The sequence below is a fragment of the Actinomadura sp. 1N219 genome, from assembly GCF_044326405.1.
GTDB lineage: Bacteria > Actinomycetota > Actinomycetes > Streptosporangiales > Streptosporangiaceae > Spirillospora.
The window spans coordinates 23,048-44,909 of the sequence record NZ_JBIRAY010000008.1 but is presented as its reverse complement, the minus strand read 5'-3'; the positions used below and the strand labels follow the sequence as shown (position 1 = coordinate 44,909).

Annotated in this window: 16 protein-coding genes; 7 read left to right on the top strand and 9 right to left on the bottom strand. The window is 70.0% G+C overall.

The window, feature by feature from the left end:
- Positions 1-87: 87 nt before the first annotated feature.
- On the bottom strand, positions 88-1,518 hold the full coding sequence (locus tag ACH35V_RS23820) for a TerD family protein (protein WP_395975177.1): 1,431 nt from the start codon (positions 1,516-1,518) through the stop codon (positions 88-90).
- Positions 1,519-1,695: 177 nt separating this feature from the next.
- Positions 1,696-2,745 (bottom strand): biotin/lipoate A/B protein ligase family protein, encoded by a 1,050-nt coding sequence (locus ACH35V_RS23815; RefSeq protein ID WP_395975176.1) that lies wholly within the window; start codon positions 2,743-2,745, stop codon positions 1,696-1,698.
- Positions 2,746-2,852: 107 nt separating this feature from the next.
- On the opposite strand from ACH35V_RS23815, the gene ACH35V_RS23810 reads away from it, so the two are divergent.
- Positions 2,853-3,821: a pirin family protein gene (locus ACH35V_RS23810; RefSeq protein ID WP_395975175.1), complete on the top strand. Its 969-nt coding sequence runs from the start codon at positions 2,853-2,855 to the stop codon at positions 3,819-3,821.
- A gap of 22 nt (positions 3,822-3,843) precedes the next feature.
- Here the strand turns inward: ACH35V_RS23810 and ACH35V_RS23805 are convergent, their stop codons facing one another.
- Complete coding sequence (locus ACH35V_RS23805; RefSeq protein ID WP_395975174.1) at positions 3,844-4,302, bottom strand: OsmC family protein; 459 nt, start codon at positions 4,300-4,302, stop codon at positions 3,844-3,846.
- 73 nt (positions 4,303-4,375) lie between these two features.
- On the opposite strand from ACH35V_RS23805, the gene ACH35V_RS23800 reads away from it, so the two are divergent.
- Complete coding sequence (locus tag ACH35V_RS23800; protein WP_395975173.1) at positions 4,376-5,281, top strand: serine hydrolase; 906 nt, start codon at positions 4,376-4,378, stop codon at positions 5,279-5,281.
- A gap of 117 nt (positions 5,282-5,398) precedes the next feature.
- Positions 5,399-6,142 carry a DoxX family protein gene (locus ACH35V_RS23795; protein WP_395975172.1) on the top strand — a complete coding sequence of 248 codons (744 nt, stop codon included), beginning with the start codon at positions 5,399-5,401 and terminating at the stop codon, positions 6,140-6,142.
- Positions 6,143-6,227: 85 nt separating this feature from the next.
- On the opposite strand, the gene ACH35V_RS23790 is transcribed toward ACH35V_RS23795, so the two are convergent.
- From ACH35V_RS23790 to ACH35V_RS23780, 3 genes are all read right to left on the bottom strand, one after another.
- On the bottom strand, positions 6,228-9,047 hold the full coding sequence (locus tag ACH35V_RS23790) for a vitamin B12-dependent ribonucleotide reductase (RefSeq protein WP_395975171.1): 2,820 nt from the start codon (positions 9,045-9,047) through the stop codon (positions 6,228-6,230).
- Positions 9,048-9,166: 119 nt separating this feature from the next.
- A complete protein-coding gene (gene nrdR / locus ACH35V_RS23785) occupies positions 9,167-9,640 on the bottom strand; it encodes a transcriptional regulator NrdR (protein WP_395975170.1) in 474 nt (157 codons plus the stop codon).
- An 842-nt stretch (positions 9,641-10,482) separates the two neighbouring features.
- Positions 10,483-10,818 carry a LysM peptidoglycan-binding domain-containing protein gene (locus tag ACH35V_RS23780; RefSeq protein ID WP_395975169.1) on the bottom strand — a complete coding sequence of 112 codons (336 nt, stop codon included), beginning with the start codon at positions 10,816-10,818 and terminating at the stop codon, positions 10,483-10,485.
- A 174-nt stretch (positions 10,819-10,992) separates the two neighbouring features.
- On the opposite strand from ACH35V_RS23780, the gene lexA reads away from it, so the two are divergent.
- Complete coding sequence (lexA, locus tag ACH35V_RS23775; protein WP_395975168.1) at positions 10,993-11,694, top strand: transcriptional repressor LexA; 702 nt, start codon at positions 10,993-10,995, stop codon at positions 11,692-11,694.
- Between the two features lie 679 nt (positions 11,695-12,373).
- Here the strand turns inward: lexA and leuS are convergent.
- Together leuS and ACH35V_RS23765 are read right to left on the bottom strand one after the other, a co-directional pair.
- On the bottom strand, positions 12,374-14,842 hold the full coding sequence (gene leuS / locus ACH35V_RS23770) for a leucine--tRNA ligase (protein WP_395975167.1): 2,469 nt from the start codon (positions 14,840-14,842) through the stop codon (positions 12,374-12,376).
- 341 nt (positions 14,843-15,183) lie between these two features.
- On the bottom strand, positions 15,184-15,798 hold the full coding sequence (locus ACH35V_RS23765; RefSeq protein WP_395975166.1) for a hypothetical protein: 615 nt from the start codon (positions 15,796-15,798) through the stop codon (positions 15,184-15,186).
- Between the two features lie 285 nt (positions 15,799-16,083).
- On the opposite strand from ACH35V_RS23765, the gene ACH35V_RS23760 reads away from it, so the two are divergent.
- Both ACH35V_RS23760 and ACH35V_RS23755 read left to right on the top strand, forming a co-directional pair.
- Positions 16,084-16,692: a lytic polysaccharide monooxygenase gene (locus tag ACH35V_RS23760; protein ID WP_395975165.1), complete on the top strand. Its 609-nt coding sequence runs from the start codon at positions 16,084-16,086 to the stop codon at positions 16,690-16,692.
- A gap of 333 nt (positions 16,693-17,025) precedes the next feature.
- Complete coding sequence (locus ACH35V_RS23755) at positions 17,026-18,570, top strand: long-chain fatty acid--CoA ligase (protein WP_395975164.1); 1,545 nt, start codon at positions 17,026-17,028, stop codon at positions 18,568-18,570.
- A 56-nt stretch (positions 18,571-18,626) separates the two neighbouring features.
- Here ACH35V_RS23755 and ACH35V_RS23750 read toward each other — a convergent pair whose 3' ends face one another.
- Positions 18,627-19,874 (bottom strand): cytochrome P450, encoded by a 1,248-nt coding sequence (locus ACH35V_RS23750; RefSeq protein WP_395975163.1) that lies wholly within the window; start codon positions 19,872-19,874, stop codon positions 18,627-18,629.
- 423 nt (positions 19,875-20,297) lie between these two features.
- Here ACH35V_RS23750 and ACH35V_RS23745 point away from each other — a divergent pair, with 423 nt between their 5' ends.
- Complete coding sequence (locus ACH35V_RS23745; protein WP_395975162.1) at positions 20,298-21,188, top strand: alpha/beta fold hydrolase; 891 nt, start codon at positions 20,298-20,300, stop codon at positions 21,186-21,188.
- Positions 21,189-21,862 lie beyond the last annotated feature (674 nt).

The following is a 21,862-nucleotide window of genomic DNA, read 5'->3' as shown; positions in this document are numbered from 1 at the left end:
CGTTCCTACCCTTGGCGCCGGGCCCGGGACAATCGGCAGCATCAGCCAACGTTCCGGACCCTTCCCAGTAATGCGCGACGGGGTCGTTCAGTCCTTGCCGCGTGAGGCGACCCACTCCAGGTTCCAGGCGTACGCCTGGTCGACCGACATCTTCCCCCAGCGCGGACGGCCGGGAGGCGGCAGGATGAACCGGCCCTCCCGGCGGACGACCAGTTCGCCGTTCACGTTCTCGATGAGCGCGAGGACGGCGTCGCGGGACGCGTCGACGCAGTCGTCCATCCGCATGTCGATCGGCGACGCGCCCACCGGGAACAGCGTGGCGATCGCGTCCAGGCCGCGGAAGTCCTCGGCGCCGTCGTAGATCTCGGCGAACACCAGGATCCGCTTGAAGTCCGCGGTGTGGTCGAGGTTGATGTGAAGATTCTCACCCGTCTCGATCGCCCCGGTCCGGTCGTCCTTGTCGAGCTTGATGAACGGCGCGCGCTCCAGGGCGCCCATGTCGCCGAGGGCGTGGATGATCCCCTTGCGGCCGTCGCGGAGCTCCCAGAGGCAGCACAGGTCCAGGTCGAGGTCGACGCCGCGGCGGCGCTTGCCGAGCCGTCCCTTCGCGACGCCCGCCCGCGCGGTCCAGTTGAGGTTCACCCGCATGTGCCCGGACGTCGCGCCGTGCTTGGTGAGCGACACCGACGGCGAGTTCTTGGTCAGCGAGATGGTGCCGCCGCCCTGCTGAGGCTGCGCCTGCTGAGGCTGCTGGGGTTGCGCCTGCTGGGGCTGCGCCTGCTGCTGGGGCGGTGGGGGCGGGACGTACTGGCCGCCAGGCGGTGGGGGCGGAGGCGGAGGCGGCGTGTACTGGCCCCCAGGCGGGGGCGGGGGCGGAGGCGGTGCGTACTGCCCGCCGGGAGGCGGCGGAGGCGCCGTCTGCGGCTGCGGCGGCGTAGGAGGAGCCGGAGGAGCGGGCGGGGCGGGAGGCGGCGGTGCGGCGGCCTTACTGGGCTCGTCCTCCACCGAGATACCGAAATCGGTCGCCAGACCAGCGAGGCCCGAGTCGTACCCCTGGCCGACGGCACGGAACTTCCACGCACCCTGCCTCCGGTACAGCTCGCCTAGGACGAACGCCGTCTCAGTCGTCGCGCCCTCACTGTCGAACCGCGCGACCTCCGTTCCGGCGGCCGCGTCGACCACGCGCACGTAAAGCCCCTGGAACTTGCCGAACGCGCCTCCGTCCGAGGACGCCGCGACGACGATCCTGTCTATGGCGGGTTCTACGCGGTCCAGGTCGATCGACAGGACGTCCAGGACGGTCGGCCCCTGCTGCTTCCCGTCATGGCGGACCGCTCCCGAGTTATGCGCGGGCTGGTTGTAGAAGACGAAATCGTCGTCCGAACGCACCCGTCCCGTGTCCGCAAGCAGGAGCGCGGACGCGTCCGCGTCGGGCACGCCAGGACCACTCTGCCAGCCGAGCTCGACCCGGACCGAGGGAACCGGCACCGCGGTGTTGGCGCCCTTCTGCAACGACATGAACGCTCCTCATCATCGATCGATGTCCTCAACTTACGGGCCGTCGCGCGGCCTCGCGACCTGCAATTGAGGGACGCGCCGAATCGTCGTGGAGTTCCGGCCTGGCCGTCGACCATGTTTCGGCAGTCTGTTCACCTTGACGCTTGGCCCTTCCGGGGGGTGTGTGGCGCGGAGGCGTCAGGGGACGCGGGCCGTCCATTCCGGCGTGCTGAACTTGTCCGTGACGTACTTGCGGGCGAGGCGCAGCTCGTCCTCGCTCACCTCGTCGCCGACCAGGCCGTACCGGGTCCGGAAGTGCCCGATCATGCGGTCGATGATCTCCTCTCGGGCGAGGCCGGTCTGGCGGCGCAGCGGGTCGACGCGCTTGACCGCGCTGGCGATCCCCTTGTCAGAGATCTTCTCCCGGCCGATCCGCAGCACCCGCAGCATCTTCTCCGCGTCGATGTCGTACGCCATGGTCACGTGGTGCAGGACCGCGCCGGCGGCGAGCCGCTTCTGCGCCGCACCCGCGATCTTGCCCTGGTCGGACGTGATGTCGTTCAGCGGCTGGTACCACGCCTTGATCCCGAGCTCGCCGAGCGCGCCCAGCACCCAGTCGTCCAGGAACGCGTAGCTCTCCGCGAACGACATGCCCGCCACCAGCGTCCCCGGCGCGTACAGCGAATAGGTGATCGTGTTGCCCGGCTCGATGAACATCGCACCGCCGCCGCTGTTGCGGCGGACCACGTCCACCCCGTGCCGGTCCGCCGCCGCGGCGTCGACCTCGTTGCGCAGCGACTGGAAACTGCCGATGACCACAGCGGGCGACGCCCACTCCCACACCCGCAGCGTCGGCGGACGCCGTCCCGAGCCGACCTCCTCGGCGAGGACCTGATCCAGCGCCATGTGCAGGGCCGGCTCCTGCGGCGGCTCATGAATCAGCCGCCAGTCGTGGTCGCGCCAGTCCGACGCACGCGCGACAGCGCGCCGCACAGCGATTCCTACGGCCTCCGCAGTGATTCCCAGCATCACCGTGCCTTGCGGTAGGCCGGCGTCCACGCGCGCGCCGATCGCCTTTGCGTCGAGCCCAGCGGGGAGGCCGTCCAGGACGGCGTTGATGGCCTCCAGTGCGCGGTCCGGTTCCAGGAAGAAATCGCCGCTGATTCTCGGTTCGCGCAGCAGCCCGTCCACGACGTCCACGTCGGCGACGACGAGCTTGCCACCGGGGACCTTGTACTCACCGTGCATCACATACAGTCGAACCCCGCCGTCCTACCGCTGATTCCGTCTTTCGGCTTGGCCGGCGGGGCCTCTGGGCATCGTTACGGGTGGCGGTCGTGGGAAGGACGGTGCCGGTGAGCAATCTCGACGTCCGGCCGAAGCCGGTCGAGTGCGGTGGACGGGACGACGTGCCAGGCCGTCCCGTGCATGAACTCCTGCCCCCGCGACGCGTGCCGCTCGGTGAGAGCACAGTCGTCCAGCGGCTGCTGCCCAGTCTCGGGCGGCGGATGGTGGGCGCCTGGTGCTTCGTCGACCACTACGGCCCGGACGACATCACCGACGAGCCGGGCATGCAGGTGCCGCCGCATCCGCATATAGGGCTGCAGACAGTGAGCTGGCTGCACGACGGCGAAGTACTGCACCGCGACAGCCTGGGCAGCCTGCAGACCGTCCGTCCTAGGGAACTCGGGCTGATGACGGCGGGACGGGCCATCGCGCACTCGGAGGAGTCGCCGCGCAGCCATCCGGCCATCCTGCACGGCGCCCAACTGTGGGTCGCTCTGCCGGACGCCCACCGGCACACCGATCCCGCGTTCGAGCATCACGCCGACCTGCCCGTCGTGCAGAAACCTGGCTTCGGAGCCACCGTCATCCTGGGGCAATTGGACGGAGCCGCCTCCCCCGGCACGGCCTTCACACCGATCATGGGCGCGGACATCACCCTGGCGGACGGCGCCGAAGCACGGCTGCCGGTCGAGCCCGACTTCGAGTACGCCGCGCTCACGATGTCCGGCATAACGGAGATCGACGGGTTGCGGGTGGAACCCGGCTCGATGCTGTACCTCGGCTGCGGCCGCCGCGAGCTGCCGCTCAGGGCCGCCGACGGCGGCAGCGGGCTCGTGCTGCTGGGCGGCGAGCCGTTCGAGGAGAAGCTCGTGATGTGGTGGAACTTCGTCGCCCGGACGGGCGACGAGATCGGCCGGGCGCGCCAGGACTGGATGGCGGGCGACCGTTTCGGCGTGGTCCGCGGCTACGACGGGCCGCCCATTCCAGCGCCGGCGCTGCCCGCCACTCCCCTCAAGCCCCGCGGCCGCGCCCGCTGACCGAACTCACCATCGGCGGGTTCTAGAAACTCGGTTCATGGCGGACCGGGAAATTCATCGAGTTCGCGATGAAGCACAACTCATTCGCCCGGTGATGCAATTCGGCGGCGCGGGCGGCCCGCCCGGGATCGGCCAGGGTCGCCCGGGGACGGAGCACGACCTCCTCGAACCGTCCGCCGCCGTCCGGAGTCTCGGTCATGGTGCCGAGCGGGCTGTCCTCGTACGCGGTGACCACGATCTTCTCGACGGCGCACAAATGGAGGAACCACAGCATGTGGCATTCCGAGAGGGACGCGACGAGCAATTCCTCCGGATTCCACCGCGCGGGGTCGCCGCGGAAACTCGGATCGGCGCTGCCCGCGATCGGCGGCTTGCCGTCCGCGCGCACCTCATGGGCCCGCTCGTAGGCACGGTAGGAACTCGTCCCCGTCCCGGTGTTGCCCGTCCAGGTCACCGACACCTCGTACTGGTGGCTCTTCACGCGGCTCACTCTCCCCTCGCAGGCGGCGGACGGCTAACACAAAGGTAACGCCGCTCTCACGACACTCGCGATCATGCAGTTCAAGGCCGCAGGCCTCCTTGCCGGCGTCCTGCTCGCGGCGGCCGCCGTCCTCGTGGCCGGTTCTTCGACATTCGTGTACGAGCCCGTCCCCGTCCCTACGATTGCGGTGACGACGCCCATTCCGCGACAGAGGTCCACGCCCACGCCCACGCCCACGTTCACCGCGACGCAACGTGAAGCGCTCACGCGGACTCTCCGTGACTACCTCGATGGTCGTCCGGGCAGCCTGTCGCTTTCGGTACGGGACCTGACCACCGGCATCTCGTACTCCTACGGGAAGGGCCTGCGAACGGCGACGGCCAGCATCGTCAAAGTCGACATCGTCATGGCTCTGCTGCTCAAAGCGCAGCGCCGCGAACGTCCTCTCACGTCCGCCGAGAAAGGCTTGGCCGAGCGCGCGATCACGCTGAGCGACAATGCCGCCGCCTCCGCGCTCTGGCACGCCATCGGCGGCTCCGCGGGCCTCGCGTCCGCCAACGAGGAACTGGGCCTTCGCGACACCGACCCAGGCCCCGGCGGCGCGTGGGGGTCGACCGAAACGAGCGCCGCCGACCAGATCCGGCTGCTCACCGCGCTGATTTCGCCAGAAAGCCCCCTCGCCCCGGACGCGCGCCGCTACGTCCGCCGCCTGATGCGGGACGTTGCACCCGACCAGGCATGGGGCGTGAGCGCCGCGGGCGCCGACGCCGAGGTCAAGAACGGCTGGCTGCCCCGCGACGTCCACGGCGGCCGCTGGACGGTCACCAGCATCGGCATCGTCCGCAACGCAGGCCACCGCTACCTGATCGCCGCAGTCTCCGAGCGCCACCCCACGATGCGGGACGGCATCGAAGCCATAGAACACACCGCCGAAACCGTCACCGAGGCACTGACCAAAACCGCACCGGCAGAACGATGACGCACCGCCCCGGAGGCGTCTGGCACCCGCTCTCACCTGCGCCAGTCGCCGAATCCGCATGAAGGCCGTCATACTCTCCGATCGAACCGGGGATCACCGCACCCAAGGAGCGACGGCATGCGTCCTCGACCGTTGTACGACGCCGTGGCAGTCCTCGCGCGGCTCGGCGTGGGCCTCGTGTTCATGGCGCACGGCTGGCAGAAGATCGAGGCGGGCATCACCGCGACGGGCCGCTCGTTCGACGACCTCGGCGTCCCGCTCCCCACGGCCGCCGCCGTCTACGCCGCCTTCGCCGAACTCCTGGGCGGCGCCGCGCTGATCGCCGGGCTCGCCCTGCCGGTCACCGGCCTGCTGCTGTTCGCGGACATGGCGGGCGCGTTCGTGTTCGTCCACGCGGGCGAGGGCCTGTTCATGGTGGACGGCGCGACGGTCGAGAACGGCTACGAGCTCGTCCTCGTCCTCGGCCTGGCGAGCCTGCTGTTCGCCGCGGGCGCCGGCGGGCGGCTGACCCTCGACCAGTGGATCGTGACGAAGCGGCTGCGCCGTTCGGACGACGACGAAGAGGACGCGGCGAGCTTCGTGAAATCGCTCCGCCAAGCCGAAAGCCAGTCCGAAACCCAGTCCGAGACGACGAAGCAGCCCAGGAAGAAGCACCGGGCCCGGCGATCGGCGAAGAACCCGCCGCCCGCCGAGCCACCCGCCGAACCCGCCGCCGAAGGCTCCGAGGACGATCTGCTGGTGGCCGGCCCCCGCAAGGCGGCGCGGAAGCACCGCGCCCCCGGCGCCCGCCGCACTCGCCCGGCCGAGACCGCCGAGACCGCCGAGACCGCCCCGGCCGACGACAAGAACGACGCGACCTGACGAACGAACGAATCCCCCGCCCGCCGGGTGCGCGGCGGGCGGGGGATGGCTCAACGCGGACGCCTCAAACCGCCCGCCTCCGTGATCAGCTGCAGCCGCTGGTGGAGCCGCAGCCCTCGCAGACGTAGCAGCTGCCCGCCGGACGCATCTTCGTGCCGCAGGTGAGGCAGAGCGGCGCGTCCGCGGTGCGGCCCTGGCGGGACTCGATGACCTCCATGGACGAGCGCGCCTCCCCCGCCGGCGCCGCCGCCACCGGTGCGGGACGGGCGATCGCGGCGGACTGGGCCAGGGACTCGTGGTCGACCTCGTCCTCGGAGTGCAGGGCGGCGGGGTCCTCCCCGTTCGCCTGCATGGCGCGCTCCTCCGCCGTCAGGATGCCGAGACCCGCCCGCTCCTCGAAGGGCAGGTGGTCCAGCGCCAGGCGGCGGAAGATGTAGTCCATCACCGAGGTGGCCATGCGGATGTCCGGATCGTCGGTCATCCCGGCGGGCTCGAACCGCATGTTGGTGAACTTCTCCACCCACGTCTCCAGCGGGACGCCGTACTGCAGGCTGATCGAGATCGCCATGGAGAAGGCGTCCATCACACCGGCGAGGGTCGAGCCCTGCTTGCCGAGCTTGAGGAACACCTCGCCGACGCCGTCGTCCGGGTAGGACGACGCGGTCATGTAGCCCTCGGCGCCCGCGACGGAGAAGCGCGTGACGGTCGCCGGACGCTGCTTCGGCAGCCGCCTGCGGACCGGACGCGTCGCCCCCGCGGCCTCCGCCGGCGCCTCCTTGACCGCCTCCTTCTTCCCGGCGGCGGACAGCGGCTGGCCGACCTTGCAGTTGTCGCGGTAGATCGCCAGGGCCTTCAGGCCGAGCCGCCACCCCTCGAAGTACACCTTCTCGATGTCCTCGACGGTGGCCTGCTCCGGCATGTTCACCGTCTTGGAGATCGCGCCGGACAGGAACGGCTGGACGGCCGCCATCATCCGGACGTGCCCCATCGGGCTGATCGCCCGCTCGCCCATCGCGCAGTCGAACACCTCGTAGTGCGTGGTGCGCAGGCCGGGGGCGTCGACGACGTGGCCGTGCTCGGCGATGTACTCGACGATCGCCTCGATCTGCTCCTGCTGGTAGCCGAGCTTCTCCAGCGCCCGCGGCACCGTGTGGTTGACGATCTGCATGGACCCGCCGCCGACGAGCTTCTTGAACTTCATCAGCGCGAGGTCCGGCTCGATGCCGGTGGTGTCGCAGTCCATCATCAGCCCGATCGTCCCCGTCGGGGCGAGCAGCGAGGACTGGGCGTTGCGGTAGCCGTTCTTCTCGCCGACCTTCAGGCACTCCTGCCACTGCTTCGCCGCGGCCGCGTGGATCTCCTTGTCGATCGCGTCCAGCGTGCGGATGCCGTCGTTGGCGGCGGCGTGCTTGCGCATGACGCGCTTGTGCCCCTCGGCGTTGCGCGCGTAGCCCGCGTACGGGCCGACGACGCCCGCCATCTCCGCGGACCGGCGGTAGGCGACGCCCGTCATCAGCGACGTGATCGCCGCGGCGAGCGCCCGTCCGCCCTCGGAGTCGTAGGCGTGCCCGGACGCCATCAGCAGCGCGCCGAGGTTGGCGTAGCCGATGCCGAGCTGCCGGTAGTCGCGGGTCGTCTCCGCGATCTTCTCCGTCGGGAAGTCGGCGAAGGTGATCGACACGTCCATCGCCGTGATGATCAGCTCGGTGAGCTTGACGAACCGCCGGACGTCGAACGTCCCGTCGTCCGTGAGGAACTTCAGCAGGTTGATGCTCGCGAGGTTGCAGGACGAGTTGTCCAGGCTCATGTACTCGGAGCACGGGTTGCTCGCGGTGATGCGGCCGGTCTCGGGGTTGGTGTGCCAGTCGTTGATCGTGTCGTCGTACTGGATGCCGGGGTCGGCGCACTCCCAGGCGGCCTTCGCCATCAGCCGGAACAGGTCCTTGGCCTTGACGGTGTCGACGACCTCGCCGGTCATCCGGGCGCGCAGGCCGAACTCGCCGTCCGACTCGACGGCGTGCATGAACTCGTCCGACACGCGGACGGAGTTGTTGGCGTTCTGGTACTGGACGCTGCCGATGTCCTTGCCGCCGAGGTCCATGTCGAACCCGGCGTCCCGCAGCGCGCGGATCTTGTTCTCCTCGCGCGCCTTGGTCTCGATGAACTCCCCGATGTCGGGGTGGTCGACGTCCAGCACGACCATCTTCGCGGCCCGCCGCGTCGCGCCGCCCGACTTGATCGTCCCGGCGGACGCGTCGGCGCCGCGCATGAACGACACGGGTCCGCTGGCCGTGCCGCCGGACGACAGCAGCTCCCTGCTGGACCGGATGCGCGACAGGTTCAGGCCGGCGCCGGACCCGCCCTTGAAGATGACGCCCTCTTCCTTGTACCAGTCGAGAATCGACTCCATCGTGTCGTCCACCGACAGGATGAAACACGCCGAAACCTGCTGCGGCGACTTGGTGCCGACGTTGAACCAGACCGGCGAGTTGAAGCTGAAGAGCTGGTGGACGAGCGCGTACTTCAGCTCGTGGTCGAAGATCTCGGCGTCCTGCTCGGTGGCGAAATAGCCCTCCTTGAGGGCCGTGTCCGTGTACATGCGGACGACGCGGTCGACCAGCTGCTTCAGGCTCCATTCGCGCTGCGGCGTGCCGACCGCGCCGCGGAAGTACTTGGACGTGACGATGTTGACCGCGTTCAGCGACCAGAAGTCGGGGAACTCGACACCGCGCTGCTCGAAGTTGACCGAGCCGTCGCGCCAGTTGGTCATGACGACGTCACGACGTTCCCAGCGCAGCTCATCGTACGGATGCACGCCGGGCGTGGTGAAAATGCGCTCGACCTTCAGCCCCTTGCGGCCCCCCTTGCCGCGCCGTGCCGCCGAGCCGCTCACCGTCTCCGTCATGACCTTCCCCCTCTCGGGCCCACCCGCCGGGCCCTGTTCAGGAACAACCCCGCCACCGCACGGGGCATGCCCCGCGCGGAAACGCTCTTACATGTGCTGATGTGTTTCCGGAACCCGCCCTACCGAGGCGGGCCGGACTCCCCCGAGAAACCGGCCTTCCGCAGTGTTTCGATCTCCTTGGCGAAGTCGTCCAGCGACTCGAAGCTCCGGTAGACCGAGGCGAATCGCAGATAGGCGACCTCATCAAGCTCGCCGAGCGGCCCCAAGATCGCGAGGCCTATCTCGTGCGAGGGGATTTCCGCGGAGCCGGAGGATCTGATCTCCTCTTCGACCCGCTGACCCAGCTTCGCGAGCGCATCCTCGTCGACCGGACGGCCCTGGCAGGCCCTGCGCACACCGGCGATGATCTTTTCCCTGGAGAACGGCTCGGTGACGCCGCTGCGCTTGGCCACCATCACGAGCACATTCTCCTGCGTCGTGAATCGCCTGCCGCATTCCGCGCACGACCGGCGGCGCCGAATTGCGCCCCCGTCGTCGGTCGCACGGCTGTCGATCACTTTGGTGTCAGGGTTGCGACAGAACGGGCAGTGCACGTTACATCCCTCCCCTGACGATAACGCTTCACACCGCTGAACAGTTCCATATATGGGTGAAGTACATCGGTGTGACTACTAGATGTTGTGGTCCAACGGTACGACTCGCCGCAGGCGTACGCAACCTGATCTCACGCCTCGTGGATCACATCCGCCGCGTACGTCCAGGTCAGCTCCGTCCTCCAAGATTTCCTCCCGGGCGTGTCGTCACCCGGAGTCGCCGTCGCTCACAGAACGCAAGCTCACCCCCCAAATCACCCGCTCCCGACACCGCCACACCCCACATCCCCACCGCCGCCGACGTACGAGCCCGTCCGCCCGATGAGGACCCACAGGCGCCGCACCGCTCGCGCTTCCTTGGCCCCCGCCACCAAACCGCGATGCGGCCACGCACCCCCTCACATCACCCTCAGCCCATAGGCGCTGCCACCGATTCGCACACGGCCCGCCACCCGAACCGCGATCACTCGCCGCCGACGCCGTGGCCGACCTGGCGAAGGCAGGAGACCCGCCGCCGCACACCGCCGCCACACCCCGCCCATCCCACGACGGCCAACGCCGAGTCGGGCATGTTGGTCGAGGCGACCCGTCCGACACTCCGCGACCCGTCCGACACCCCGCGTCCCCGTCCGGCGTCAGGACGGCCTCCGCGGGTGAGGCGAGCCGCTCGATGTCGTCGGCACTCGAAACCGGCCGCGCCATGGCGACCAAGCTCTCGCGCGCCCACGCGCGCCCGGACAGAGGGTGCGTTCGACGGTCCAGGGCGGTCACCTGCCGAGTCGGGGAACAGGCGTGCCCGTCACGATCGGCGTCTCCGGCACATGTCTCGGGCGGGCGGTGGTTCAGCGGGCGGGGAGGCGGAGCTCCTGGCCTGGCTGGACGGTGGGATCGCCGCCTAGGCCGTTGAGATCAATGATGCGTTGGACGACGACGCGTGGGTCACTTCCCGGGTCGGTGTCCGCTGCGATGTTCCAGAGAGTGTCGCCACGTTCGACGACGACGGTTCTGGCGGGCTTGGACGGGTCGTCATGGGCCTCGCGGCCGCCAGCCATGGCACCGGGCCCCACCGTCAGCCACAGGCTTATGAGCGTGACGGTCGCGGCGAACAGGACCAGGACCACGCGCCCGCGGCGGGTCAGGCGGATCGGGACCCGGTCACTCTGGGGTGAACCCGACATCTCTCCCCTCCTCGACGTCGAATACATTTTCGATCGAACGCCTGTACGATGTTCTACCAGGAGGCGCCGACAAAAAGCGAGCACCACTTCGAACAATTGTTTGATCATTGGGCTCCGACGCGATAGGTTCCATGACAAGGAGTGACCGATCGAGGCGCCGGGAGGCGACGAGCGATGAGCAAGGTCCGGGAGCTGCCAGACGGCCCCATGGACGAGACGGGGCTGACGCAACGGCAGCGCATGGTGCTGGAGGTGATCCGCGACTCGGTCCAGCGCCGTGGGTACCCGCCCTCGATGCGCGAGATCGGCGAAGCCGTCGGGCTGACCAGCACCTCCAGCGTGTCGCACCAGCTCCGGGCGCTGCAGCGCAAGGGTTTCCTGCGCCGCGACCCCAATCGTCCCCGCGCGGTCGAGGTGCGAGTGCCGGGCGCCACGCCGGTGCGGACTGACGAGGAGGCCTACGAGGCCGCCGGAGGGCAGCCCGCGTCGTCGCAGCCCGCGCCCGCGTACGTGCCGCTGGTCGGACGGATCGCCGCAGGTGGGCCGATCCTCGCCGAGGAGGCCGTCGAGGACGTGTTCACGCTGCCGAAGCAGCTCGTCGGCGAGGGCACCCACTTCCTGCTGAAGGTCACCGGCGACTCGATGATCGACGCCGCGATCGCGGACGGTGACTGGGTCGTCGTCCGGCAGCAGCCGGTGGCCGAGCAGGGCGACATCGTGGCCGCCATGATCGACGGCGAGGCGACGGTGAAGACGTTCAAGCGCCGGGAGGACGGCCATATCTGGCTGCAGCCGCAGAACCCCGCGTACGAGCCGATCCCCGGCGACGAGGCGACGGTGCTAGGACGCGTCGTAGCGGTCCTCCGCAAGATGTGACACCCGCGCGGCCCCGCAACCCCGGGGCCGCGCGCCCGCCCCGCACGAGACACGCGCTCCGCCACATCATGGCCCGGACGACGGCCGCTTCCGCACGTCCCCGTCCCCGTCCCCGTCCCCGCCTCTGGCGGGCCGTCAGACCGGACACCAGCGGGTCGCCGCGAACGACCCCGGCGCACTCACCGCTGAACGGCACCCCGGTCGGCAGACCGCAGGGATCAACGCCCCGGACGACGAGCGTCTCCGCTAATCAGGCGGCCCTCAGCTAATCAGGCGCCCCCCAGCGGCGCCGCCAAACCGGACATCCGTCAGACCGTCGCAGAAGCCTGCCGTGCCACTACTGAAACGCCGCCCTGCGCTCTGCACGGGTCGAGAGGGTTCGCGGCCGCCAGCCCCGGAGCGGCAGGCCTGACAAACGACCGGCCTGACAAACGACGGGCCTGACGGACGCCAGACCCGGGACGACGGGCCTGACAAACGACCGGCCTGACAGACGACGGGCTTGACGGACGACGGGCCCGGACGACGGGCCCGGACGGCAGGCCTGACGGACGACGTGCCCGGGCGACGGGCCGGGGCGGCGGGCCTGACAGGCAACGGGCCTGATAGACGACCGCCTGACGGACGACCGGACCGGGGCGGCGGGACTGACGGACGGCGGGACTGACGGGCGAGGGTGTCAGCGCTTGGGGACGATGTTGACGATCTTGGGGGCGCGGACGATGATCTTGGCGATGTCGGCGCCGGACAGGGCATCCTGGATCTTCGGGGACGCCAGCGCCAGGCGCTCCAGGTCGGCCTCGGCGATTCCCGGCGCCACCTCCAGCCGGTCGCGGACCTTGCCGGCGACCTGGACGACGCACGTCACCGACTCCTCCACCAGCAGGGCCGGATCGGCGGACGGCCAGCCGGCGCTGATGACCGGCGCGGTCCGTCCCAGCAGCTCCCACGCCTCGTCGGCGGTGTAGGGCGCGAACAGCGACAGCACGACCGTCATGGCCTCGGCGGCCTCGCGGACGGCGGGGTCGGCGGCGCCGGGGCCGGAGTCGATGGCCTTGCGGGTCGCGGTGACCAGCTCCATGACCCGCGCGATGGCCACGTTGAACCGCTGCGTCTCGATCAGGGCGGTGGCCTCGTGGACCGTCCGGGCGGTGGCGCGGCGCAGGGCCGGGTCGCCGGACGCCGGGTCCGCGCCCGGGGCGGACGCGACCTCGGCGGCGATGCGGTGCACGCGGGCCAGGAACTTCGACATGCCGCGCGGTGACACGTCCGCCCAGTCGATGTCGTCCTCCGGCGGCCCGGAGAACAGGACCGCCAGCCGGACGACGTCCACCCCGAACTCGGCGATCTGCTCGCCCAGGTCGACGCCGTTGCCCAGCGTCTTCGACATCGCCTTGCCCTGGTTGATCACCTGGCCCTGGTTCAGCAGCCGCCGGAACGGCTCGGTGAACTCGACCATGCCCATGTCGTGCAGCACCTTGGTGAAGAACCGGCTGTACAGCAGGTGCAGGATGGCGTGCTCGACGCCGCCCGTGTACTGGTCGACCGGCATCCAGCGGCGGACCTGGTCGATGTCGAACGGGCCGCCCTCGTAGCCGGGCGAGCAGTAGCGGTAGTAGTACCAGGACGAGTCGACGAACGTGTCCATCGTGTCGGTGTCGCGCTTGGCCGGGCCGCCGCACTTGGGGCATTCGACGTTCACCCAGTCGGACGCGGCGGCCAGCGGCGACGTGCCCCTGGGGGCCAGGTCGGCGCCGCGCAGGCCCTCGGGCAGCGTCACCGGCAGCTGGTCGTCCGGGACGGGGACCTCGCCGCACGACTCGCAGTGGACGATCGGGATCGGGCAGCCCCAGAACCGCTGCCGGGACACCAGCCAGTCGCGCAGCCGGAAGTTCACCGCCGCGCGGCCGGTGCCGCGCTCCGCCAGGATCTCGATGATGCGGGCGATGGCGTCGGCCTTCGTCAGCCCGTCGATCGGCCCGGAGTTGACGATCTCGCCGTCGCCGGGCGTGGCGGCGCCGGTCTCGGCCGGGTCGGGCAGGCCGGTCTGGACGACGACGCGCACGGGCAGGCCGAACTTCAGCGCGAAGTCCAGGTCGCGCTGGTCGTGCGCCGGGACGGCCATGATCGCGCCGTGGCCGTATTCGGCCAGGACGTAGTCGGACGCCCAGATCGGCAGGCGCTCGCCGTTGACCGGGTTGACCGCGTAGCGGCCCAGGAACACGCCGGTCTTCTCCCGTTCGGCGGACAGCCGCTCGATCTCGCTCTCCCGGGAGACCTCGTCGCGGTACGCCTCGAACGCGGCCCGCTGGTCGGGCGCGCAGATCTCGTCGGCCAGCGCGGCGTCGGCGGCGACGACCATGAACGTCGCGCCGAACAGGGTGTCGGGCCGGGTGGTGTAGACGGCGACGGGCTCGTCCCGTCCCTCGATGGCGAAGTCGACGTCGGCGCCGGTGGAGCGGCCGATCCAGTTGCGCTGCATCAGCAGGACGCGCTCGGGCCACTTGCCCTCCAGCTGCTCCATGTCGTCCAGCAGCCGGTCCGCGTACTCGGTGATCTTGAAGTACCACTGGGTCAGGACGCGCTTCTCGACCAGCGTCCCGCAGCGCTCGCAGTGCCCGCCGACGACCTGCTCGTTGGCCAGGACGGTCTGGTCCTTCGGGCACCAGTTGACGTGGCCGCCCTTGCGGTAGGCCAGGCCGCGGTCGTAGAAGCGCAGGAACAGCCACTGCGTCCACTTGTAGTACTCGGGGTCGGACGTGTGCAGCCGCCGCGTCCAGTCGAACGACGGCGCGTAGCGGTGGAACGAGGACGCCTGCGTGTCGATGTTGGCGTACGTCCACTCGGCGGGGTGCGAGTCGCGCTTGATGGCGGCGTTCTCCGCGGGCAGGCCGAAGGAGTCCCAGCCGATGGGGTGCAGGACGTTGAAGCCGCGCTGGAACCAGTACCGCGCGGGGACGTCCCCGATGGCGAACGCCTCCGCGTGGCCCATGTGCAGGTCGCCGCTGGGGTAGGGGAACATGTCCAGCGCGTAGCGCCGCTCCCGGCCCTCGTCCTTCTCATCGGCCGCGAACGGTTCGAGCTCTGCCCAGCGGGCCTGCCACTTGTCCTGAACCGCCCGGGGGTCGTAGTGCTCGTCGCTGCTCACGCTTCCAGACTCCGGTTTCTTGCTCGTTCGCTGGCTGCAAATGGTCGTGGCCGTCCGCTGACATGAAACGACCCCTCGCGCAGGAGGGGCCACCACGTTGACGTCAGTCCGTCAACGTGGTCGTTCGAGGAGCAGCCGTGCCGACATACATCAAAGGGTAGCGCAACCGCAAGCCCTCCCGCGGGCCTTAAAGCACACGCGGAGCGGCTCACGCGGAGCGGCTCACGCGGAGCGGCTCACGCGGAGCGGCTCACGCGGAGCGGCTCACGCGGAGCGGCTTGCGCGCAGCGGCTGCGCGCACGGGCCGAGGCTGAGGAAATGACCGCGGCGGCCGCGGTCGCTCAGTGGCCGGACTCCTGGCGGGCCAGCGAGATGACGCCGGTCACCTGGACGCGGGTGAGCTGGAGGTCGGCGCCGACGGCGGACAGGGTCTCCTCCTCGGAGACGCTGAGCGGGCCGTCCACGAGGGCGATCTCTGCCGCGGCGCGCAGGATGCTCTCGCGCGCCTCGGGCGCGAGGGCCGAGGCGGCGTGGCCCATCTCGACGCGGACCTCCTCGAACGGGCGGCCGAGGTCGGCGCTCAGGGCGGTGTCCTCGTAGGCGGGCTCGCCGGCCTGCCGGACGACGGCGACGGCGCGCGAGCGGGCGGCCGCGTTGGTGTAGTCGCCGGAGCGCAGGACCTGGGCGATGGCCATGCGCAGGAGCATCGCCGGCATCTGCGCGAGCTGCGCGGTGGTCGGCACGTCGAGGACGCCGGGGTTCCAGCGCCCGTGGCACGTGTCGCATTCGATGAACTCGCCGCCCGTCTTCGTCAGCGGGATGACGGGGATGAAGAACAGGGTGAAGAAGTTGCGGCCCTGCCGGCGCCGGTAGTCGCGGTCGCCGCCGCAGTCGGGGCAGTGGAAGATTCCCCTGGTCAGGGTGAAGAAGACCACCCGCCAGCCGAAGATGATCACGATCGCGCGCCTTTCTCGGTGAAGCCGCACATCGTAACGGTGCCGGGGCGGGGAATGTGGTGGGGACTCCGCAGCGGATCCCGAGGACGCGATCCGGGCCTGGAATCGGGGGTTGACGCGGCGGGCGTCCATCCCTCATCCTCAATCTAATAGGAAGGTTTCCTATAAGAATCCCTTCCGACTCCCACCGTAGCACCCGTCCACCCGTCCGCCCGACCCCGCCCGCCCCGCGGCTGCCGACTCCGTCCGACCAAGGTCGCCTCCACCCCCGCCAGGAGACCGAGTATGCCCGCCAAGCTCCGTCCACCCCGGAAACGGACGCTCGCCCTCGCGGCCGTCGCGTCCGCCGGAATCACCGTGGTGACCGCCGCTCCCGCGCTCTCCCACGGCTACACCACCTCCCCCGTCAGCCGCGCGCTGTTCTGCCAGCAGGGCAAGGCGAAGAACTGCGGCCAGATCCAGTGGGAACCGATGAGCGTCGAGGGCCCCAAAGGGTTCCCCGCGCGCGGCCCCCGCGACGGCACGATCTGCGCGGGAGGTGTCGGCCGCTTCAGCGAGCTGGACGAACCGCGCGGCGGCCAGTGGCCCGCGACCAAGCTGACGAGCGGCCAGTCGTTCACCTTCACCTGGCGCCACAGCGTCCCCCACGCCACCGCCTCGTGGCACTACTACATCACCAAGGACGGCTGGGACCCCGCGCAGCCGCTCACCCGCGCCGCCCTGGACCCCGAGCCGCTGGTGAACGTCAGCGGCGGCGGACGGCAACCGCCGAGCACCGTCTCCCACGAGGCCGTGCTGCCCGCCAAGCAGGGCAGGCACCTGATACTCGCCGTCTGGGACATCTCCGACACCGGCAACGCCTTCTACCAGTGCTCGGACGTCGATTTCGGCTAACAGACCATCCCCCGCGGGCCGCGTCGCTCTCCGTCGCCCGCACCTGAGGGACCGGGCGGGACCGCGCTCCCGCCCGGTCCCTCCTTCTTTCCGGGCCTTTGTTCCTCCCGGGTCATGCGCCTTCCCGGCACTCCGCCTTCCCAAGGCTCCCCTTCCCCGACCCACCCTTTCCCCAGGTCTCCTCTTTCCCGGGCGTTTCCCGTTTCCCGTTTCCCGCATTTCCCCAGCCCAGGGGATGGCGCGGGCGGATGTCGATGCAGCAGGATGTGCGGAACGGTTTCGTACACTCGCCGGTAACTAACCGGCCGGTCACCATTCCGCGCGAGGAGTGCCATGCTCAACCTGTCCGTGCTGCTGGAGGACGCCGCCAGGGAGACGCCCGACCGCGACGCGGTCGTGTTCGGCGACATCCGGCTCTCCTACTCGTTCATCGACTCGGTCGCGAACCAGGTCGCGAACCTGCTGCGGTCGCGCGGCGTCCGGCCGGGCGACAAGGTGGCGCTGTCCTGCCCGAACCTCCCGTACTTCCCGATGGTGTACTTCGGGGCGCTCAAGGCCGGCGCGGTGGTCGTCCCGCTGAACGTCCTGCTCAAGCCGCGGGAGATCGCCTACCACCTGGCCGACTCCGACGCGAAGGCGCTGTTCTGCTTCGAGGGGACGCCGGAACTGCCGCTCGGCCAGATGGGACACGCCGGGTTCGAGCAGGCCGAGAACTGCGAGCACCTCTTCCTGCTGCCGGCCGACCCGGCGGCGGCCGAATCCCCCATCGAGGGGGCGGACCTGTTCTGGGCGGCGCTCGGCGGGCAGCCGAACACGTTCGAGACCGAGCAGACGGAGCCGAGCGACACCGCCGTCATCATCTACACCAGCGGGACCACCGGCCAGCCGAAGGGCGCCGAGCTCACGCACAACAACCTGCTGATGAACGCGATGGTGGACGACACCCTGTTCTACCGGACGCTGCACGACACGTCGCTGGTGACGCTGCCGCTGTTCCACATCTTCGGGCAGACGTGCGTGATGAACGTCGGGATCTACCGTCGCGCGACGCTCGTCATGCAGGCGAGGTTCGACGCCGAGCAGGCCGTCGCGCTGATGGTCAAGGAGAAGGTGAACATCTTCGCGGGCGTCCCGACGATGTACTGGGGGCTGCTGACCCACGACACGTCCGACGAGGACATCGCGACGATCCGGGAGAACCTGCGGGTCGCGGTGTCGGGCGGCTCGGCGCTGCCCATGGAGGTCCTCAAGGGGATCAAGAAGAAGTTCGACGTGGACATCCTGGAGGGGTACGGCCTGTCGGAGACGTCGCCGGTGGCGTCGTTCAACCGTCCGGACCGTCCGACCAAGCCCGGTTCGATCGGCCTGCCCGTGTGGGGCGTCGAGATGACGCTGATCGACGACGAGTGGAAGCGGGTCGAGGGCGAGGGCCCCGGGGAGATCGCCATCCGCGGGCACAACATCATGAAGGGCTACTACGGCCGTCCGGACGCGACCGCCGCCGCGATCAAGGACGGCTGGTTCCGCACCGGGGACGTCGCCCGCCGCGACGACGAGGGCTACTACTACATCATCGACCGCTCCAAGGACATGATCATCCGGGGCGGCTACAACGTGTACCCGCGGGAGCTCGAAGAGGTCCTGATGACGCACCCGGACGTGTCGCTGGCCGCGGTCGTGGGCGTCGAGCACCCGTCGCACGGCGAGGAGATCAAGGCGTACGTGATCCGGACACCGGACGCCGCCGTCACCGAGGACGAGCTGGTCGAATGGGGCAAGGAGCAGTTCGCCGCCTACAAGTACCCGCGGATGGTCGAGTTCCGCGACGAACTCCCGATGACCGCCACCGGCAAAATCCTCAAACGCGAACTACGCTGACCCGCCTTTTGGCCAGGCGGCCCCACCGCCCGGCCCGGCCAGGTGGTCACCGGCTGTCAGAACGTGTAGGGCAGTCGTTTGATGCCGTTGATGAAGCTCGACTCCAGGCGTTCGGGCTCGCCGGACGCGCGGATGCCGGGCGTCCGGTGCAGCAGCTCGCGGAACAGCACCGTGATCTCACGCCTGGCCAGGTGCGCGCCCAGGCAGAAGTGCGGCCCGGGCCCGCCGAACCCGACATGCGGGTTCGGGTCGCGCAGGATGTCGAACTTCTCGGGCTCGGTGAACACGGACTCGTCGCGGTTGGCCGACCAGTAGTACAGGAGCAGCTTGTCGCCCTCCTTGATCTCGTGCTCGTTGAGCGTGGTGTCGCGGGTGGCGGTGCGGCGCATCCAGATGACGGGCGACACGTACCGGACGATCTCTTCGACGGCGCCGGGGATGCGGGCGTCGAAGTCCTCGGTGAGCAGGGCTCGCTGGCCGGGGTCGTGGGTGAACAGGTCGAGGCCGTGCGCGATGGCGTTGCGGGTGGTCTCGTTGCCGGCGACGACCAGCAGGATGAAGAACGAGCCGAGCTCCTGGTCGGTCAGCGACTCGCCGTCGATGTTGGCGTTGACGAGCGCCGATGTCAGGTCGTCGGTCGGGTCCTTGCGGCGCTGCCGTCCGAGGTCCTCGACCAGGCCCTTGAGGGTCTCGCCCGCGCCGAGCAGCGCCATCGCGACCTGCTCGGGGTCGTCGGACGGGAGGTACTCGGCGTCGTTCCCCGCGAGGATGACGTTGGTGGCGTCGAACACGGTCCGGTAGTGGTCCTCGGCGATGCCCATCATGTCGCAGATGATCTTCAGCGGCAGCCGGGCGGCGATGTCCGCGACGAAGTCGCCGGAGCCTCCGCCCGCCCTCACGTTCTCCACGATCTCCGCGGCGACGGCCTCGACCTGGTCCTCGAACCGCTGGATCATGCGCGGGGAGAACGCCCGGGACACGATCCGCCTGATCTTGGCGTGCCGGGGATCGTCCATGCTGATCATCGAGCCGAAGTATTCATGCAGGTCGCCGGGCATGTCCCAGATGCTGGTGGCGCCCTTGCCGGAGCAGAAGTCCTCCGGCCGGCGAGACGCCTCGACGACGTCGGCGTGCCGGGTCAGGGCGTAGTACCCGGGACCCGGCGGCACGATGACGATGTCGGGTTCCTCGAAGCGCACCAGTTGGGGATGCCAGCGCAGGGCCTTGAACGCCTCATGCCGGTAGTCGTGCGGACGCCGCCAGAACTCCCAGTCGGTCAGGTCGATGTCATTGACCCTGAGCACCTGCCCACCACCTCGTCGCTTCCGACCCTTGATTCTGTTTACAGGCAGCCTCTCAAACGTAAAGCGACATGTGCACCTTGATCGCCCCGGGTGACCCGCCTCACACCACCCGCGCCCCTAGGCCACCAGACCCACGACCGCGCCACCACGAAGACAGGCCCGCGCCGTCCGCCGGAACGGCCCACGGCGTCGCGCGGACGTCCCGCCGCCGTCGCGAGAACGGCCCATGCGTCGTGCGGACTGCCCGCAGCGGTGTGAGAGCGGCCGTGCCGTCCTGCGGATCGGCTGGCGCCGTCGTGGGACGGCCGTGGCTTCGTAGGACGGGGATGGCGTCGTGAGGGCGGGCCGTGGCGTTGTTGGGAGGTTCTTGCGTCGTGACCTCCGCGTGGGCGGGTAGCATTCGCGGCGATTTGAGGAGGCGACATGGGCGATGTCACGGCCGGGGCTGTCACGGCGAACGGGCTGGACTTCGGGTACCTCACGGCAGGTCCGGCGGATGGGCCGCTGGTGCTGCTCCTGCACGGGTTTCCCGACTCGGCGCACACCTGGCGACACCTCATGCCGGAACTGGCCGGCGTCGGATACCGCGCCGTGGCGCCGTTCATGCGCGGCTATGCGCCGACGTCCGTCCCGGAGGACGGCGTGTACCAGACCGGTGCCCTCGTCGCGGACGCCGTCGCCTTGCACGACGCCCTCGGCGGCGGCCCCGACGCCGTCGTCATCGGGCACGACTGGGGCGCCTTCGCCGCCTACGGCGCCGCGAGCATCGCCCCTGGACGGTGGCGCAAGGCCGTCACTCTGTCCGTCCCGCCGCTTCCCGAGATGACCGGCGGGTTCTTCGAATACGAGCAGCTCAAGCGCTCGTTCTACATGTTCGTGTTCCAGACTCCTCTCGCTGAGGCGGTCTTGGGCCGGGCCTTCATCGAGGGTCTCTGGCGCGACTGGTCCCCGTCCGGGAAATGCGACCATGTGGATAACGTCGACCGCGTCATGGAGTGCCTGGCCACGCCCGAGAACGTCGCTGCTGTGCTCGGCTATTACAGGGCCATGTTCGACACGTCGCGGCATTCCGACCGCTACGTCGCCGAACAGCAGGCCGTCTCCGAGCCTGGCGACGTGCCCGTCCTCTACCTGCACGGTTCCGAGGACGGCTGCGTTGGCGTGGACGTGGTCGCGCCGGGCGGCGATCTTGGTGCCGTCCTAACGGCCCTCCCGCCTGGCTCCAACGCCGGTTTGGTGCCGGGCGCCGGGCATTTCCTGCAGCTCGACCGTCCCGCCGACGTGAACGACCGCATCCTCGCCTGGGTGACTTAGCGGACGCGGCTCGTAGGCACGCGGCGTGCACCTGCACGTTGCGTGCGCGGTCACATTGGCGGGCGTGTCCACGGGCGTGGGGGTGGCGCGTCTGCGGGCGTTTGGCGGTGCCGGCACGTGGGCCGACGCCCGCGCGACGTGTGGGCGGACGCGGGCATGTAGGCAGATGCGGGTGTGTGGGCGAGCGCGTGGTCAGCGCGTGCGGATCCGCGGCGTGGGAGACGCGAACGTCAGCAGACGCGGCGCGGGCCGTGGGCGGGTGCGTGCGCAGCGTGTGGTCGGACGCCCGTGCGGAAGTGGGCGGGGGAGGAGTGGGCGGGGTGCGCGCGTGCTGCGCGCATGCGCCAGCGCGAAGTGGCCAGACCCGGAGGCGGGCGCGTGCGCAGCGGGTGGGCGAACGCCCGTGCGGAAGGGGGCGCGTGGGCGGCGGGCGTGGGTGGGCGGGGTGGGGGCGCGCGTGCTGCGTGCGCGGGCGCGCGACGTGGCCAGACCGGGGGCGGGCGCGTGGGTGAGGGGCGTGGGTGAGGGGCGTGGGTGGCGGGCGCGCGTAGGTGACGGACGCGTAGGTGGCGGACGCGTGAGTGGCGGACGCGTGAGTGGCGGACGCGTGAGTGGCGGACGCGTGAGCTGTGGGCGCGTGAGTTGTGGCCATGGGGACGGGTGCGCGTGCGGCG

What these genes read in the sequence shown, in the direction of transcription:
- ACH35V_RS23780 (WP_395975169.1), bottom strand. Translation starts at nt 10,818, where the DNA reads ATGTCGGGTTCACCCCAGAGTGACCGGGTCCCGATCCGCCTGACCCGC.
- ACH35V_RS23800 (WP_395975173.1), top strand. Translation starts at nt 4,376, where the DNA reads ATGCAGTTCAAGGCCGCAGGCCTCCTTGCCGGCGTCCTGCTCGCGGCG.
- ACH35V_RS23790 (WP_395975171.1), bottom strand. Translation starts at nt 9,047, where the DNA reads ATGACGGAGACGGTGAGCGGCTCGGCGGCACGGCGCGGCAAGGGGGGC.
- ACH35V_RS23820 (WP_395975177.1), bottom strand. Translation starts at nt 1,518, where the DNA reads ATGTCGTTGCAGAAGGGCGCCAACACCGCGGTGCCGGTTCCCTCGGTC.
- ACH35V_RS23755 (WP_395975164.1), top strand. Translation starts at nt 17,026, where the DNA reads ATGCTCAACCTGTCCGTGCTGCTGGAGGACGCCGCCAGGGAGACGCCC.
- lexA (WP_395975168.1), top strand. Translation starts at nt 10,993, where the DNA reads ATGAGCAAGGTCCGGGAGCTGCCAGACGGCCCCATGGACGAGACGGGG.
- ACH35V_RS23760 (WP_395975165.1), top strand. Translation starts at nt 16,084, where the DNA reads ATGCCCGCCAAGCTCCGTCCACCCCGGAAACGGACGCTCGCCCTCGCG.
- ACH35V_RS23795 (WP_395975172.1), top strand. Translation starts at nt 5,399, where the DNA reads ATGCGTCCTCGACCGTTGTACGACGCCGTGGCAGTCCTCGCGCGGCTC.
- ACH35V_RS23745 (WP_395975162.1), top strand. Translation starts at nt 20,298, where the DNA reads ATGGGCGATGTCACGGCCGGGGCTGTCACGGCGAACGGGCTGGACTTC.
- ACH35V_RS23815 (WP_395975176.1), bottom strand. Translation starts at nt 2,745, where the DNA reads ATGCACGGTGAGTACAAGGTCCCCGGTGGCAAGCTCGTCGTCGCCGAC.